This window comes from Pseudomonas sp. MPB26, from assembly GCF_046605355.1.
GTDB classification, from domain to species: domain Bacteria; phylum Pseudomonadota; class Gammaproteobacteria; order Pseudomonadales; family Pseudomonadaceae; genus Aquipseudomonas; species Aquipseudomonas cedrina.
This window is the reverse complement of sequence record NZ_CP176793.1, coordinates 2,200,936-2,214,749: the sequence shown is the minus strand read 5'-3', so window position 1 is coordinate 2,214,749 and position 13,814 is coordinate 2,200,936. Positions and strand designations below refer to the sequence as shown.

Sequence of the window (13,814 nt, the reverse complement as noted above, 5' to 3'; positions counted from 1 at the left end):
ATTGCTGCTGAGAGAATTCCCCATGTTTGCACGCTTCACGATCCTTGCCGCCGTGGTCGTCCTGGCCAGCGGCTGCGCCAATACCTCCCCGGTCCTGGGTGGCAAGAACATCAGCTACGGCGATACCAAGGCTGTGGAACTGGTTACCAACGAGTTCGGCTCCACCGACCTGCAAATGATCGCCGAAAGCATGACCCGCTCCCTGGCCCAGTCCGGCATCCTGCAAGGCCGCCCGGTGGTGCAGGTGTATGACGTGAAGAACAAGACCAGCGAGTACATCGATACCCGCGAGATCACTACATCGATCAAGACCCAGCTTATGAAAACGGGTACCGCACGCTTCGCCAGTGATAACACCGACATGCAGAGCCAGGTCGACCAACTCAAGTTGCAGAACCAGAGCGGGCTCTACAAGAAGTCCACCGTCAGCAAGACCGGCAACATGGTCGCCGCCAAGTACCGCCTGGAAGGCTCCATCAGTTCCATCGTCAAGCGCAGCTCGGACTACAAGGACGTGTTCTACAAATTCAGCCTGCAGTTGATCGACGTCGAAAGTGGCCTGGCGGAATGGATGGATGAAAAAGAAATCCGCAAGACCACGGAGCGCTGAACAATGCGTGCATGGATCGGCATGATCGGCCTGCTGTGCGCCTTCGGCGCCTCGGCCGCCCCGAAGATAGCGGTGACCGACCTGGCCTACGAGACACGGGTCGAGGAATACATCCACCAGGTTTCGGCCAACAATAACTTCCAGGCAAGCGGCTACCACGCCAGCGGCGCGTCGACCTACAGCGAGTACGAAAGCCGTAACAGCTACATCGAACAGACCGAGCTGCGTAAATTCAGCGGTGATATCAAGGGCGAGATCCTCAAGTCCCGCCAGTTCCAGCTGGTGCAAGGCACGCCCTATACCGCCGATGCCAAAGGTGATGTCTACGACGTCATCAAGCGCATCAAGGCCGGCAACTTCAAGGGGGCGGACTATGTGCTGTTCGGCACGCTGTCAGACATCGACTTTACCCAGGACATCAACGCCCTGGACCACACCAACAGCTACTCGGCGGTGCTGGGCCTGACGTTGGTGGCGGATTTCAGCCTGATCAATACGCGCACCTACGAGATCACTTCGGCGTTTACCGCCATGGGTGAAGGCCAGGACACCAAGCTGGTGAACAGCCGTGACGTGCGCGTGAGCCTGGACCGGCCGCGTGTGGTGAAGGAGGTGTCGAAAGCCCTGGGTGAGGATGTGGCGCGGCAATTGGCGGAGCAGTTGGGCGGCGGGTATCAAGACCCGGGGCAACCGTCGTTGCGCAATAACCTGCCAAGGGATGAAGCGCCGAAAATCTTGCGCTGAACCACTATTGCACAAGCACCACAAACAAGTGTGGGAGCTGGCAAGCCAGCTCCCACACTTTGATGCGGTTTTGTCAGTTATGCCGTTGCACGATGCAAGCTGGCAAGAAACCCCGCCGCCCCCACGAACAAACCGGCAAACGTGCGGTTCATGCGTTTCTGCTGCTTAGGCGTACGCAGCAGGCGCAACACCTTCGACGCCAGCCCCGTATACCCCGCCATCACTACCATATCGACGCTGATCATCGTCGCACCGATGATCAGGTACTGGCTCAGCAACGGCGCCTGCGGGTTCACGAACTGCGGCAACACCGCCAGCATGAACACCAGCGCCTTGGGGTTGCTGGCGTTGACCAAAAATCCCCGGAACATCATGGCGATCGGCTTGCCGATCGGGCGCACGGCAGCGTCGTCGGTCATGTCCATGGGCAAGGCGCGCCACTGCTTGATGGCCAGGTACACCAGGTACGCCACGCCAAACCATTTGATCGCATAGAAGGCGGTGGAGGACGTCGCCAGGATTGCACCCAAGCCGAAAGCAACGACGGCAATCTGCATCGCCAGGCCCAGCTGCAGGCCAATGGCGTTCCAGTAACCGCGCAGGAAACCGTATTGCAGGCCGCTGGACATCGAGGCGATGGCGCCGGCGCCGGGGGAAAGGGAGATGATCCAACTGGCCAGGAAAAAGGCCAGCCACGTGTCGAGTGCCATTACACACCTCAATCGGGAGTTTGCTGTTGTGCCTTAAGCTAACTCCGCCGACCAAAGACTGGCTATAGATTTTTACAAGATGTGAATACTAGCGGTCACCCGGAAACACGTGGGTGCCCGGCCAACGTCGTACCGAGCGCTGAAAGAACAGGCTGTTGGGTACTTGCACCATCGCACTGTCGGTGCCGGCCTCCGCCACTTCGACTAGCGTGGTGTAGAGCAGGTTGATCGCCACAACCCGCCCCTTCACCCCCGGTTTATCGACAGTATCCACCAGCTCGACAATGTCACCGAGGCGAAACGGCCCGACCGTAAAGATCAGGATCGCGCACAACAGATTCGACAGCACCGACCACATGGCGAAAAACGCCACAGCGGCGACCGCCACGAACCCGGACAATGCCGTCCACAACACCGTCGCGGAAACGCCCAGCCGGCCCAAGACGAAGATCAGCGCACTGCCCATGATCAACCAACGCAGACCACCGCGCAGCGGCATCAACAGCTGCGGAGGGAACGGATAGCGCTCACCCAGGCGAGTCAGGCCTTTGCCGACAAAACGCTGGGCGATGTAACCGGCCAGCAGGATCAATAGAATTTGCACGCCGATCCATACGGGTTCGACCCACTGCGCCGGTAACGCCAACTGCAACGCTTCCATCAAGACAGCGCCTCCAGCTCCGCTTGCAAGGATTCGAGCAGTTCGAGGGCTTCCATCCAGGTTTCCTCCAATTGCCCCTCACGCACCTTGAGCTTGGCTTGCTCAGCCAGCAAGTCGCGCAACTCGTCCTTACGGGCGGCTTCGTAGACGGCGCTGTCGCTCAGGCTGGCTTCGATCTTGGCCAGGCGCTCATGCACCTTGCCCAGCTCGGCTTCCAATTTGTCCGCTTCACGCTTGTGCGGCGCCAACTGCTGACGCAGTGCAGCGGCGGCTTGACGCTGGGCTTTCTTGTCGGTTTTGTCCGGGTTGACCGGGGTGTTGCTGACCGGCGCGTTGCGCAGGCGGTAGTCAGTCAGCCAACGCGCGTAGTCATCCAGGTCGCCGTCGAACTCTTCGACTTTGCCGTCCGCCACCAGCAGGAAATTATCGGTGGTGCTCTTGAGCAAGTGACGATCATGAGACACCACCAGCACCGCACCACTGAACTCCTGCAGGGCCATGGTCAGTGCCAGGCGCATTTCCAGGTCCAGGTGGTTGGTCGGTTCATCGAGCAGCAGCAGGTTCGGGCGGTCCCAGGCGATCAACGCCAACGCCAGGCGGGCTTTTTCGCCGCCGGAAAAATTCAGCACCGGCTCGTCGATACGCGCGCCACGGAAGTCGAAACCACCAAGAAAATCGCGCAGGGGCTGTTCGCGCTCGGTCGGTGCCAGGCGCTGCAGGTGCAGCAACGGGCTGGCCTTGGCGTCGAGCGAGTCCAACTGATGCTGGGCGAAGTAGCCCACCACCAGGTTCTCGCCGCGCGTCAGCCGGCCGGCCAACGGTTGCAGCTCACCCGACAGGTTCTTGATCAGCGTCGATTTGCCCGCGCCGTTAGGCCCGAGCAAACCGATGCGCGCGCCCGGCGTGAGCTGCAGCTTCACTTTTTCGAGGATGGTTTTATCGCCATAACCCAGGCGTGCGTCAGAAAGATCCAGCAATGGGCTGGAGATTTTCACCGATTCGCGAAACACAAAGTCGAACGGCGAATCGACGTGGGCCGCCGAGAGCTCTTCCATGCGCTCCAGGGCCTTGATTCGGCTCTGGGCCTGACGGGCCTTGGTGGCCTGGGCCTTGAACCGGGCAATGTAGCTTTCCATGTGCGCACGCTGCGCCTGTTGCTTCTCAAACGCTTGCTGCTGCTGGGCCAGGCGCTCGGCACGGGCACGTTCGAACGCGGTGTAGCCGCCCCGGTAGAGGGTGATTTTCTTCTGTTCGACGTGGGCGATGTTGTCGACCACGGCGTCGAGGAAGTCCCGGTCGTGGGAAATCAGCAGCAAGGTACCCTGGTAGTTCTTGAGGAAGTCCTCCAGCCACAGGATCGCATCGAGGTCCAAGTGGTTGGTTGGTTCGTCGAGCAGCAGCAGGTCCGACGGGCACATCAGCGCCTGGGCCAGGTTCAGGCGCATGCGCCAGCCACCGGAGAAGTCGGCGACCGGGCGATCCATCTGTTCGTTGGTAAAGCCAAGACCGGCCAGCATCTTGCGGGCGCGGGCATCGGCGGTGTAGCCGTCGGCGCTGTCGAGTTCCGAATGCAGGCGCGCCTGTGCGGCGCCGTCCTGGGCTTTCTCGGCTTCGGCCAGGTCGTGTTGCACCTGGCGCAGGCGCAGGTCGCCATCGAGCACATAGTCGATCGCAATGCGGTCCAGGGTGTCGATCTCCTGGCGCATATGGGCGATGCGCCAGTCGGCCGGCAGCAGGCAGTCCCCGGAGTCCGGGGTCAGCTCACCCAGCAACAGGGCGAACAACGTAGATTTGCCGGCGCCATTGGCACCGATCAGGCCGGCTTTGTGACCGGCGTGCAGGGTCAGCTCGGCATCTTCAAGAAGACGTTGCGGGCCACGCTGTAATGTTAGGCTTTGAAGTCGAATCATAATGGCGGCGGAGTCTACCAGCTTCGTTGCTCGCTGGCTTGGGTGTGAATATGTGCGCTGACCTGTGGAGTTTTTCCCTCTCGACTTACGCCCGCCCGGGCGTCGAAGCGGCGTGCCTGCGTTTGCAGGAGCAAGGCGCGGATGTGTGCCTGTTGCTCTGTGGCGCGTGGCTGGAGCAACGCGCTGTTGCTGTGACCGCCGAGCGCCTAAAGGCGCTGAAACAGATCGCCGAACCTTGGCAAGCGCAGGTAATCGAGCCATTACGACAGGTGCGCAGGCAGTGGCGCGAAACGGCGCAGCACGATGAAAATCTGGCGGGGTTACGCGAGCGGGTCAAGGCCCTGGAACTGGATGCCGAACGACAACTGCTGACACGCCTGGAAGCACTGGCGCACTTATGGCCGACGGGTGATGCAATGGCTCAACAACGGTGGCTGGAAGGACTGGCGGCTGAGGATGCCGCCAACCTTGACCACGACGCGCTGCAAGCGCTGCGCGTCGCGGCCACCAGCGCTTAGGAAGCGCTGGTTGGGGTGGCGCTTGGCGCTGCCGGTGCAGGCGTGCTGCTGGCCGGTGTAGTTGGAGCGGTGGACGCTACCGGAGCGACAGCAGGCGTCGGCTTGGCTGCGGCTGGTTTGGCGGTTGGCTTCGCAGCAGCAGGTTTGGCAACTGGCTTGGCGGCCGATTTCGCGGCAGCAGGTTTGGCAGCAGGTTTGGCAACTGGCTTAGCGGCTGGTTTCGCGGCAGGAGTTTTAGCGGCTGGCTTGGCAGCCGGTTTCGCAGCGGCGGTTTTGGCAGCTGGCTTGGCGGCCGGTTTCGCAGCAGCGGTTTTGGCAACTGGCTTGGCGGCCGGTTTCGCGGCAACAGTTTTAGCCGCTGGCTTGGCGGCCGGTTTCGCGGCAGCAGTTTTAGCCGCTGGCTTGATGGCTGGTTTCGCGGCAGCAGTTTTAGCAACTGACTTGGCGGCCGGTTTCGCAGCAGCGGTTTTGGCAACTGGCTTGGCGGCCGGTTTCGCAGCAGCGGTTTTGGCAACTGGCTTGGCGGCCGGTTTCGCAGCAGCGGTTTTAACCGCTGGCTTCGCAGCCAGTTTCGCGGCAGGGGATTTAGCGACTGGCTTGGCAACAGGTTTTGCGGCCGCTTTGGCAGGCGCCTTCGTTGCAACAACCTTGGCAGGTGTACGAGCACCCAGTGCCTTAGCGACGGCTTCCTTCACACGGCCAATGCCCTGGGCCAATTTCAGGCTTTCCTGGGCATCTTTCTTGAGTTGGGAAATGTAGGCGCGGGTTTCGGCCTGGCGATCCTTGAGGGCGTCCAGCAGGTCCTCAAGTTCTTTGACAGCGTCCTTGGCTTTGGCTTGAGCCTTGGCCTTGCCGGCAGTGGCGGCGTCTTGCAGTTTGGTGCGGGATTTGTGCAGCTTTTCTTGCGCTTTACCGCGTTGTTTTTCCAGCTTGGCGAGCAGTTTTTCTGCATCGGCCAAGGCTTGGGAACAAGCGCTTTCCAGATGTTCGAGCAGGCTGCCCGAAAGTTGTTGGAGTAAGTGCAACGGGGTATTAACAGGCTTCTGTTTGGCCGACATGGTTTACCTCCTGGCTGACGTGGGTGCGGCTCATACTAGCCCTCTGCTCTTACCGCCGCTAGGGCATGTTGACAGTATCGTTTGGCTTGCGTTGCAGCCGGCGAAAATTCTTATGGATATAACGAAAATACGCGGCACTTTTTAGCCTTTCACACTGGCATAATCCGTCCCACTTTCGGCGGGAGCAAACCCATGTCGCGTTACGTTTTCCTTGTACTTGGCTTGGCGATTTCGGTAGCCAATGCAAGTGATGGATCGCCTGCAAAAAACGTTGATCAGAACCAGCACGACCTCGCCTACAGCCTGGGTGCCAGCCTCGGTGAACGCCTGCGCCAGGAAGTGCCCGACTTGCAGATCCAGGCCTTGATCGACGGCCTCAAGCAAGCCTATCAGGGCAAACCGCTGGCCTTGGACAATGCACGCATCGAGCAGATTCTTGCCCAGCATGAAGCACGAAACGAAGCCGACACACAGGTCCCCCAAAGCGAAAAAGCGCTGGCGGCCGAACAACTGTTCCTGAGCAAGGAAAAAGCCGCGAAGGGCGTACGCGAACTGGCGGATGGGATTCTGCTCACCGAACTCACTCCCGGCACCGGTGAAAAACCGAAGGCCAGCGACCAGGTTCAAGTGAAATATGTGGGTCGGCTGCCCGATGGGACGGTATTTGACCAGAGCACGCAGCCCCAATGGTTTCGTCTGGACAGCGTGATCAGCGGTTGGAGCAGTGCGCTGCAACAGATGCCGGTCGGTGCAAAATGGCGCCTGGTGATTCCATCGGCCCAGGCTTATGGCACCGACGGTGCCGGCGAGTTGATCCCGCCCTACACACCGTTGATATTCGAGATCGAACTGCTCGGCATCCGCCACTGACCATAAAAAACGGCGCGCCATGCGCACCGTTTTTTTGTAACGCTAGCGAAGATCAAGCCTGGGCCGCGGACTCTTCCTTGTGAGCGTTGTGCAGCACTTCGATCAAGCAGTCTTCCAGTTCGAAACGCTCGTGCAGCAATGCACCCAACTCTTTGAATTTTTCTGCAACACATTTCCCGGCATCACACAGGTCGGTGAATGCCAACAGCTTCTCGGTGATAACGTCGATACGCGGGTAAATCTTCTCAGCCAATTCCAAGCCACGCTGATCGTCGAAGGCTTGTGCCTCTTTGGTCAGTTGCTCGTAGACGCCAAAATGACCGGCGGACACGTAGTCAACCAATACGCCGCAGAAATCCTGTAACGACTCACGATTCTCAGCCAGTGCCTCTGGCTTGGCGCCGAGAGCATCAAAGGCCCGAACCAGTTCGTGACGCGCCTTCAGCCAGCTATCGATCAGCTTGTGCACCCCACCCCAGCGTTCCTGAGCATTCTGACAACTTTCCAGCATGATGATCTCTCTTCCCTATAGGGGCGCTGCCGCCTGGTGCCCGCGCAACACTTCAAGGTAAAGCCGCAGCCGGACAAGGCCGCATCTGACAAATGGTTTCAATAACGCATGCGGGCCAGATTATGCCCGCATGCCTATGGCTTCAAGGTACGCAGGACATAAAGTTCATACAAGCGTTTAATCCTGTCCAGCAAACGGCGTACGGGGTTCACTGCCTCGCCGGGCGCGAAAGCTGGCGCAGAAACAGCGGTGAAAACTGCATCACGCCCACTACCACCATCCCGACGAAGAACAACAGGCTCCACTCGGGAAGGCTCAGGTCAAAAAGCGTCCAGTTGGTTTCCACGCAATCGACAGTGCCTTTGACGGTCAACTGCAGGGCCTGCCAGAACGACAGATTTTCAATCATGTAATTCAGGCTGGGCCAGCAATCGGCGGCCTGGTCCGGCGCGGCATTTTGTAGCAACACCTGGCGCACGGCTGTCAGGGCGCCGAGCAATGCGAAGCCGATGCTCGCCAACCCGTATAAGTGCAAAGCCCAACGCTTGGGATCATGGAGAGCGGCAACCAGATTGATCAAGGTGAAAGCGGCCAGGAACCCCCGCTGCATCTGGCAAAGGAAACACGGCCGCAACGAGACGCCGAACTCGAGGTAAAAGGACGCGCCCAATGTCAGCGCACCCGCCAGGAACGCAAGGAAAAACAAGGAGCGTGAAGGGGCCAAAGACATGCTTTATCCGCATAGCGAAAGATAGGTCGCTACGGTAGAGGAAAGGCCTGACCCCTTTCAATACGTGCCAGAGCAGACAATTCCGCGAGAAGGTACGGACTTTGCGCCAGAGGATGGAAGACCTTGGAAAACTGAGCGTCGGACTTTGCCTACAATCGCTCAACTCCCGGCTTTGAGGGACTAATGCGGGGTCGGCTGCCAGATATATCTGAACCGACCCTCGCCAACTTGCCTACATCAGGCTCGAGCCGGTACAGGCAACGGCGACGCCAGCAGTCGGTTATCCAACAATCCCAGGCCTTCCTGGAACAACTGGTTACTGCGTTCGGTGTCACCCAGCTGGGCCAACAAACGCGCCAGCTCGGCACAGGCCTCGGGATTGCGTTGTACGTGAAGGCTGCTTTCCAGGTAATCGCGCGCCTTGCCCCACAGGCTGTTTTGCAGGCACAGGCGGCCCAGCGTCAGCAGCAGGCTGGCATCACTTGGATGGTCCTTGAGCCAGCCTTCGGCAAACTTCAATTGCCGGGCCGGGTCACTGCCGCGCAACAGGCCGTACAGCCGGATCAGGTGGCTGTCGTAGCCGCGCTTGATGGCGCCACGCAGCGCTTCCTCGGCCTTCGCATCGGCACCCAGTTGGCGCAATTGCTCGGCGTACGCCAGAACCAGTTGCGGCTCCTGGCGCTGGGCGGAAGTCAGTTGTTGCCAGGCCCGCTCAAGGGACTGCAAACCGGCCTCACCCTCCACTTCGCGCCGGGCCGCCAGCCCCAGGTTCTCACCCCAGGCGCGGCGCTCGAGCTCGGCCAATTCACTGGCCGGCAGCACTTTATCCTTGCGCAGTTCGGGCAACAGGCGGATCACCGAAGACCAATCGCCCCGCTGCTGATGCAGGCGCTGCAATTGACGCAAGAGCTGGGCGTTATGGGGGTGACGTTCGTGCATCGCCTGCAGCGTGGTCAACGCGCCGTCCGTGTCGCCACGGTCCAGTTGCAGCTGCGCATGGCTCAAGGCAACCGCGAGCTCCGCCTGAGGCTGACGCTCAAGGGCGCGCTCCAGCAAACTGTCGGACTCTTCGTAACGCCCCTGTTCATTTGCGGCACGGGCCGCGCCGAGGTAGTACAGCAAAGGCTGACGCTCGGCTTCGGCGGCGCGGTGCAGGTGACGTTCAGCGCTGGCCCAACGGCCCTCGGCGAGGTCCATCTGGCCTTGCTCGATGGCGATCTGCACGCGGCGGCTGCGGTTGCGCCGCGACCACGGGTTGACCACGCCACCGGAGGTGGTGACCAGGCTCAACAGCACGCGGAGCAGGTAGATCGCCAAAGCGATGGCGACCACCGCCACCAAGGTCGCCCACAGGCTCGACTCGTAATGCAGCACATGAGGGTAGGTAATCAGCACGTAGCCGGTGTGTTTCGAAATGCCCACCGCCAGCGCCAGCGCGATGGCAATCGCCAGCACCAGGATCACATAGAAACGTTTCATCGGCTCTACTCCTGCTTCGCCGACGGAGCCGCCGGCGTCGCTGCCGCCTTGGCTTCGTCGGCAGACAGATGACGACGCTCAAGGTAGGCCTGCACGGCAGCCAGGCTCGCGGCCAGGTCCGGCGTCACCACCGACACCGCCTTGGGCTCAAGCTCGGCAATACGCGCCAGCATCGCCTTGCTTTGCGGGTTGTCCTGGTTGAAGTTGTCCTGCAACACGCTGCGCGCCTCGCCGAGTGAGCGGCTATACACCGCCGACTCGCCATTGAGCGCCGCCCATTGCGCTTGCTCCAGGGCCAGGCTCAAGGCCAGGCGAACCTGGTTCAGACCCTGGCCGGCCAGCAGAGGGCGAATGTTGTCGTCCGGGTTGAAGTCAATGCGGAAGTATCGGGAAATCTGCTCCCACCACTGACTCCAACGGCTGTCCGTGTCGGTGGTCGAGCGCCCCTGGGAAGCGGGCTCGGTCAGTTGATATTCCGGGGCAATGGCTGCCAGTTGCACAACCTGATCGCGCAAGGCCGCCAACTGCAAGTACAGCCCGGTGCGGTCAGGCTGCTCGGTACTGCGCAGCGCGACGAGGCTCTTGGCCAATTGCTCGCGGGCAGCGTAGGCGCCCGGATCGCTCTGTTCGCGAAGAATCTCGTCGGCCCCCTGGACCAGCGCCTGGGCGCTGTTGATATCTTGCAAGGCCGACAGGCGCAGGCTTGCCAGGCGAATCAGGTGTTCGGCCTCGGCCAGACGCCAGTCCTTGCGGCTGGAACCCAGCACGGTTTCCAGGCGCTGACTCAGGCGCTGCTGGTCACCCTGCAACTGGGCCACCAGGCGGCGACGATCCTCCAGCTCATCCGCAGCGGGCAATTGCGCCAGCCGCGCAGCCAATTGTTGCTGGCTTTGCTTGAGGGACTGGGATTGCTCATCGAGGGTCTGCACCTGACCCAACTGCTGCTGGCTGCTGGCTTGCAGGGCGCGGACCTGCCAGATCCCCCAACCGCCGGCGGCAACGCCGGCAGCGCCCAGCAGCAGCGCGACGATTGCCAGGCCATTGCCACGGCGCGGCGCGGGGGCCGGTGCAACCTGCGCATCAAGTGCGGGTTGAGCTTCATCTTTAGGCAAGGCTGTTTCGCTCACGTATCCGTCCTTTGCGTATCAGAGAGTGGGAACGGTATAGCTCCGTATCGCCACTAACAAAGCCGCGGCACTCGCACCGCGACAATCCACAACTTTTTCTGCGCCGGCGGCCCGCGCCATCTCCTGGACTCGCGGGCTCGGCACGAACAACGGCAGCTGTGCCACCTGTGGCCAATCGGCTCCGGCCAGGGCTCGCAAGTGTAAGAAACCTTGCCCACTGCTGACCACCAGGCCGTTCAAGCGTTCCAACTGGATGCGTCGCATCAGTACCCCGGCGTCGTAGGCCGGCAGGAACCGACGATACAGCTCCAGGTAGTCGACACTAGCACCTCTCTCGCGCAAACGCTCCGCCAGCAGCTCGCGGCCGCCCTCACCGCGCAGGATCAGCACCCGGGGATCGGCGCATGCGATAGCCTCGCGCAGTGCAGGCAATTGAAGCAAGGCCTCGCTGTCGTCGCCAGTAGGAGGATACTTAACATCCAGGCCGTGCTCGCCCAGTACTTGCGCGGTGGCGGCGCCCACGCTGAACCATTGCAGTGACGGCCATGCTCGGTCCAGCTGTTGCACGGCCAGGCGCGCAGCGGGCTTGCTGACGACAATAACCGCACAGTAGCGACCCAGGTCATGAAAGACCGCCTGCTGTTGAGCGGTAACGGGTAGTGGCTCGATATCCAGCAACGGCAAGCTGCTGCTGAAGATGCCGGCTTCAGACAACGACGCTGCCAGGGCCGTCGATTCCTCGGCAGGGCGCGTCAGCAGCACACGCCATTGGGTCACTGCGGGCCGGCCTCGCCGTAGACTTTTTGCAGAATGGCCCCGGCGCCCTTCTCCAGCAGCGCTTCAGCCACCTGCACGCCCAGCGCCGTGGCGTCACGCTGCGGGCCACGCACCTCGGCAGTCAACAGCGTGCCGCCGTCGGGATCGCCCACCAGGCCGCGCAGCCACAGGCTTTCACCTTCGAGCACGGCGTAGCAGGCGATCGGCACCTGACAACCACCATTAAGGTGCTTGTTCAGGGCACGCTCGGCTGTGACGCGCACTTCGGTGTCGTGATGATCCAGCGGTTTGAGCAGGCCATGGATTTCGCTGTCGGCGGTACGGCACTCGATGCCAACGGCGCCCTGGCCACCGGCTGGCAAGCTGTCCTCGACGCTGATGGCCGAGGTGATACGGTCTTCGAAACCCAGGCGGATCAGGCCGGCCGCCGCAAGAATGATCGCGTCATATTCACCGGCGTCCAGCTTTGCCAGGCGGGTGTTAACGTTGCCGCGCAGGAAGCGGATCTGCAGGTCCGGACGGCGGGTCAGCAACTGCGCCTGACGGCGCAGGCTGGACGTGCCGACGATGCTGCCCAGAGGCAACTCATCGAGGGACGCGTACGTGTTGGAAACGAACGCATCACGCGGGTCTTCGCGCTCGCAGATGCAAAACAGGCCCAGGCCTTCGGGGAAGTCCATGGGCACGTCCTTCATCGAATGCACGGCGATGTCGGCGGCGTTTTCCAGCAGCGCGGTTTCCAGTTCCTTGACGAACAAACCCTTGCCGCCGATCTTCGACAGTGGCGAGTCGAGCAGCTTATCGCCGCGACTGACCATGGGTACCAGGGACACCTTGAGGCCAGGATGCGCCAGCTCCAGGCGTGCTTTGACGTATTCGGCCTGCCACAAGGCCAGGGCGCTTTTACGGGTGGCGATGCGGATTTCGCGAGAGGACATGGAACAATCCGTACTGAATAGATACGGCAGATAATAACAGCTCAGGCAAATACGCTTTGATTTGAATCAGCAAGTGCGAGGCCTCCCTGGCCGCGTCGCACCGGGATAAGGAATGCAGGCCTCTGCACAGCCCTCAGGCTAAAGCTGCTGCATCATCTTGCGCACACCGGCGACATGCCGCCGGCTGACGATCAACGCGTCGCCGTTAAGGCCTTTCAGAAACAACTGAAAGTGCCCCAGAGGCGTGCGCTGCAGGCGCTCGATTCGCTCGCGGGCTACCAACGCATTGCGATGGATACGCACAAAGCGATCGCCGAATTCATCCTCAAGCGCCTTGAGCGGCTCATCGAGCAGCACTTCACCGCCTTGGTGGCGCAGGGTCACATATTTATGATCAGCGATAAAATAGACCACCTCGCCCAGAGGGATCAGCTCAATGCCTTTGCGTGTGCGCGCGCTGATATGGCTGCGCGGCCCGTTGCCGCTTTGAGCCGCAGGCTGGGTCAGCGCGGCGAGCTGGACGCGGGTTGGGCGCTCGGCTTTTTTCAAGGCCTTGAGCAAAGCATCACCGGCCACCGGCTTGGTGAGGAAGCTGACACCGCTGGCTTCCAGCGTCGGCGCGGGAAACTCGTCGCTCGCGGCACAAAACACCACGGCCGGAGGCGACTCTCGCTCGCTCAGTCGGGCAGCAACCTGGAGGCCATCAAGGCCAGGCATACGGATATCGAGCAACACCACATCCGGCTTGAGGCTGTCGATCAGCGTCAACGCCTCTTCGCCCGTGGTGGCGCTTGGCTCCAGTACGGTATAACCCTCGATTTCACTGACTGAACGACTCAGTCGCTCGCGGGCTTGGGGTTCGTCATCAACGATCAGGACATTCATATAGCGCTGGATTCCTGCGTGAGTCTCGCACAAGGATAGCGTAGACAGGTGCGGTGACTTGCGTCACAGCGATCCACGCTAAGACTAGCGCGAGCGGCAAAAAGTGCCCTGGGAGTGGCACCCATATTTACCCGGACCTGTTCAATAGCGCCCAAGACCAGGTGCCCGCGGGCATCGTCGTAGGGTTTGTTGATACACAATCCGAATCCCCCCTTTTCAATGGATAGTCTGGGCTCTGACCGCGTCACCCGGCTTTGGTGCATTCACGTACGGTCAGTCCAACTGT

15 protein-coding genes are annotated in these 13,814 nt (G+C 61.1%); 4 read left to right on the top strand and 11 right to left on the bottom strand.

Annotation, left to right across the window (positions count from 1 at the left end; all coding sequences use genetic code 11):
* The first annotated feature begins 22 nt into the window (after window positions 1–22).
* Both lpoB and ACLH0H_RS10145 read left to right on the top strand, forming a co-directional pair.
* A complete protein-coding gene (gene lpoB, locus ACLH0H_RS10150; RefSeq protein WP_076951987.1) occupies window positions 23–610 on the top strand; it encodes a penicillin-binding protein activator LpoB in 588 nt (195 codons plus the stop codon).
* A 3-nt stretch (window positions 611–613) separates the two neighbouring features.
* Entirely contained in the window at window positions 614–1,354 is a 741-nt protein-coding gene (locus ACLH0H_RS10145) for a penicillin-binding protein activator LpoB (RefSeq protein ID WP_411381903.1), read from the top strand.
* A 77-nt stretch (window positions 1,355–1,431) separates the two neighbouring features.
* On the opposite strand, the gene ACLH0H_RS10140 is transcribed toward ACLH0H_RS10145, so the two are convergent.
* The 3 genes from ACLH0H_RS10140 to ACLH0H_RS10130 form a co-directional block, all read right to left on the bottom strand.
* Window positions 1,432–2,064: a LysE family transporter gene (locus ACLH0H_RS10140; protein WP_076951989.1), complete on the bottom strand. Its 633-nt coding sequence runs from the start codon at window positions 2,062–2,064 to the stop codon at window positions 1,432–1,434.
* 88 nt (window positions 2,065–2,152) lie between these two features.
* Complete coding sequence (locus ACLH0H_RS10135) at window positions 2,153–2,725, bottom strand: mechanosensitive ion channel domain-containing protein (RefSeq protein ID WP_411381902.1); 573 nt, start codon at window positions 2,723–2,725, stop codon at window positions 2,153–2,155.
* Entirely contained in the window at window positions 2,725–4,635 is a 1,911-nt protein-coding gene (locus ACLH0H_RS10130) for an ATP-binding cassette domain-containing protein (RefSeq protein ID WP_411381901.1), read from the bottom strand. The genes ACLH0H_RS10135 and ACLH0H_RS10130 overlap by 1 nt, the downstream gene beginning before the upstream one ends.
* A 50-nt stretch (window positions 4,636–4,685) precedes the next feature.
* Between ACLH0H_RS10130 and ACLH0H_RS10125 the strand changes: the two genes are divergently transcribed.
* Window positions 4,686–5,153 carry a TIGR02444 family protein gene (locus ACLH0H_RS10125; RefSeq protein ID WP_411381900.1) on the top strand — a complete coding sequence of 156 codons (468 nt, stop codon included), beginning with the start codon at window positions 4,686–4,688 and terminating at the stop codon, window positions 5,151–5,153.
* Here the strand turns inward: ACLH0H_RS10125 and ACLH0H_RS10120 are convergent.
* Entirely contained in the window at window positions 5,150–6,211 is a 1,062-nt protein-coding gene (locus ACLH0H_RS10120; RefSeq protein WP_411381899.1) for an AlgP family protein, read from the bottom strand. The genes ACLH0H_RS10125 and ACLH0H_RS10120 overlap by 4 nt on opposite strands.
* Window positions 6,212–6,403: 192 nt before the next feature.
* Between ACLH0H_RS10120 and ACLH0H_RS10115 the strand changes: the two genes are divergently transcribed.
* Window positions 6,404–7,081, top strand: coding sequence for an FKBP-type peptidyl-prolyl cis-trans isomerase (locus ACLH0H_RS10115; RefSeq protein WP_411381898.1), 678 nt, complete (start codon window positions 6,404–6,406; stop codon window positions 7,079–7,081).
* 52 nt (window positions 7,082–7,133) lie between these two features.
* Here ACLH0H_RS10115 and rsd read toward each other — a convergent pair whose 3' ends face one another.
* The 7 genes from rsd to ACLH0H_RS10080 all read right to left on the bottom strand — a co-directional run bounded on the left by rsd (window position 7,134) and on the right by ACLH0H_RS10080 (window position 13,528).
* Window positions 7,134–7,592 (bottom strand): sigma D regulator, encoded by a 459-nt coding sequence (rsd, locus tag ACLH0H_RS10110; RefSeq protein WP_411381897.1) that lies wholly within the window; start codon window positions 7,590–7,592, stop codon window positions 7,134–7,136.
* 208 nt (window positions 7,593–7,800) lie between these two features.
* Complete coding sequence (locus ACLH0H_RS10105) at window positions 7,801–8,322, bottom strand: disulfide bond formation protein B (RefSeq protein ID WP_411381896.1); 522 nt, start codon at window positions 8,320–8,322, stop codon at window positions 7,801–7,803.
* A 237-nt stretch (window positions 8,323–8,559) separates the two neighbouring features.
* Window positions 8,560–9,801 carry a heme biosynthesis protein HemY gene (locus tag ACLH0H_RS10100; RefSeq protein ID WP_411381895.1) on the bottom strand — a complete coding sequence of 414 codons (1,242 nt, stop codon included), beginning with the start codon at window positions 9,799–9,801 and terminating at the stop codon, window positions 8,560–8,562.
* Window positions 9,802–9,806: 5 nt separating this feature from the next.
* On the bottom strand, window positions 9,807–10,928 hold the full coding sequence (locus ACLH0H_RS10095) for a uroporphyrinogen-III C-methyltransferase (RefSeq protein WP_411381894.1): 1,122 nt from the start codon (window positions 10,926–10,928) through the stop codon (window positions 9,807–9,809).
* Window positions 10,929–10,946: 18 nt separating this feature from the next.
* Window positions 10,947–11,705, bottom strand: coding sequence for a uroporphyrinogen-III synthase (locus ACLH0H_RS10090; protein ID WP_411381893.1), 759 nt, complete (start codon window positions 11,703–11,705; stop codon window positions 10,947–10,949).
* The gene (hemC, locus tag ACLH0H_RS10085; RefSeq protein WP_411381892.1) at window positions 11,702–12,643 is read right to left on the bottom strand and encodes a hydroxymethylbilane synthase; all 942 of its coding nucleotides are present in this window, start codon (window positions 12,641–12,643) and stop codon (window positions 11,702–11,704) included. Before hemC ends, ACLH0H_RS10090 begins: the two co-directional genes overlap by 4 nt.
* A gap of 138 nt (window positions 12,644–12,781) precedes the next feature.
* A complete protein-coding gene (locus ACLH0H_RS10080) occupies window positions 12,782–13,528 on the bottom strand; it encodes a LytR/AlgR family response regulator transcription factor (RefSeq protein ID WP_076952001.1) in 747 nt (248 codons plus the stop codon).
* Window positions 13,529–13,814: the final 286 nt, after the last annotated feature.

Coding starts and splice junctions, on each gene's coding strand:
- lpoB (WP_076951987.1), top strand. CDS start 23: ATGTTTGCACGCTTCACGATCCTTGCCGCCGTGGTCGTCCTGGCCAGC.
- ACLH0H_RS10145 (WP_411381903.1), top strand. CDS start 614: ATGCGTGCATGGATCGGCATGATCGGCCTGCTGTGCGCCTTCGGCGCC.
- ACLH0H_RS10140 (WP_076951989.1), bottom strand. CDS start 2,064: ATGGCACTCGACACGTGGCTGGCCTTTTTCCTGGCCAGTTGGATCATC.
- ACLH0H_RS10135 (WP_411381902.1), bottom strand. CDS start 2,725: ATGGAAGCGTTGCAGTTGGCGTTACCGGCGCAGTGGGTCGAACCCGTA.
- ACLH0H_RS10130 (WP_411381901.1), bottom strand. CDS start 4,635: ATGATTCGACTTCAAAGCCTAACATTACAGCGTGGCCCGCAACGTCTT.
- ACLH0H_RS10125 (WP_411381900.1), top strand. CDS start 4,686: ATGTGCGCTGACCTGTGGAGTTTTTCCCTCTCGACTTACGCCCGCCCG.
- ACLH0H_RS10120 (WP_411381899.1), bottom strand. CDS start 6,211: ATGTCGGCCAAACAGAAGCCTGTTAATACCCCGTTGCACTTACTCCAA.
- ACLH0H_RS10115 (WP_411381898.1), top strand. CDS start 6,404: ATGTCGCGTTACGTTTTCCTTGTACTTGGCTTGGCGATTTCGGTAGCC.
- rsd (WP_411381897.1), bottom strand. CDS start 7,592: ATGCTGGAAAGTTGTCAGAATGCTCAGGAACGCTGGGGTGGGGTGCAC.
- ACLH0H_RS10105 (WP_411381896.1), bottom strand. CDS start 8,322: ATGTCTTTGGCCCCTTCACGCTCCTTGTTTTTCCTTGCGTTCCTGGCG.
- ACLH0H_RS10100 (WP_411381895.1), bottom strand. CDS start 9,801: ATGAAACGTTTCTATGTGATCCTGGTGCTGGCGATTGCCATCGCGCTG.
- hemC (WP_411381892.1), bottom strand. CDS start 12,643: ATGTCCTCTCGCGAAATCCGCATCGCCACCCGTAAAAGCGCCCTGGCC.
- ACLH0H_RS10080 (WP_076952001.1), bottom strand. CDS start 13,528: ATGAATGTCCTGATCGTTGATGACGAACCCCAAGCCCGCGAGCGACTG.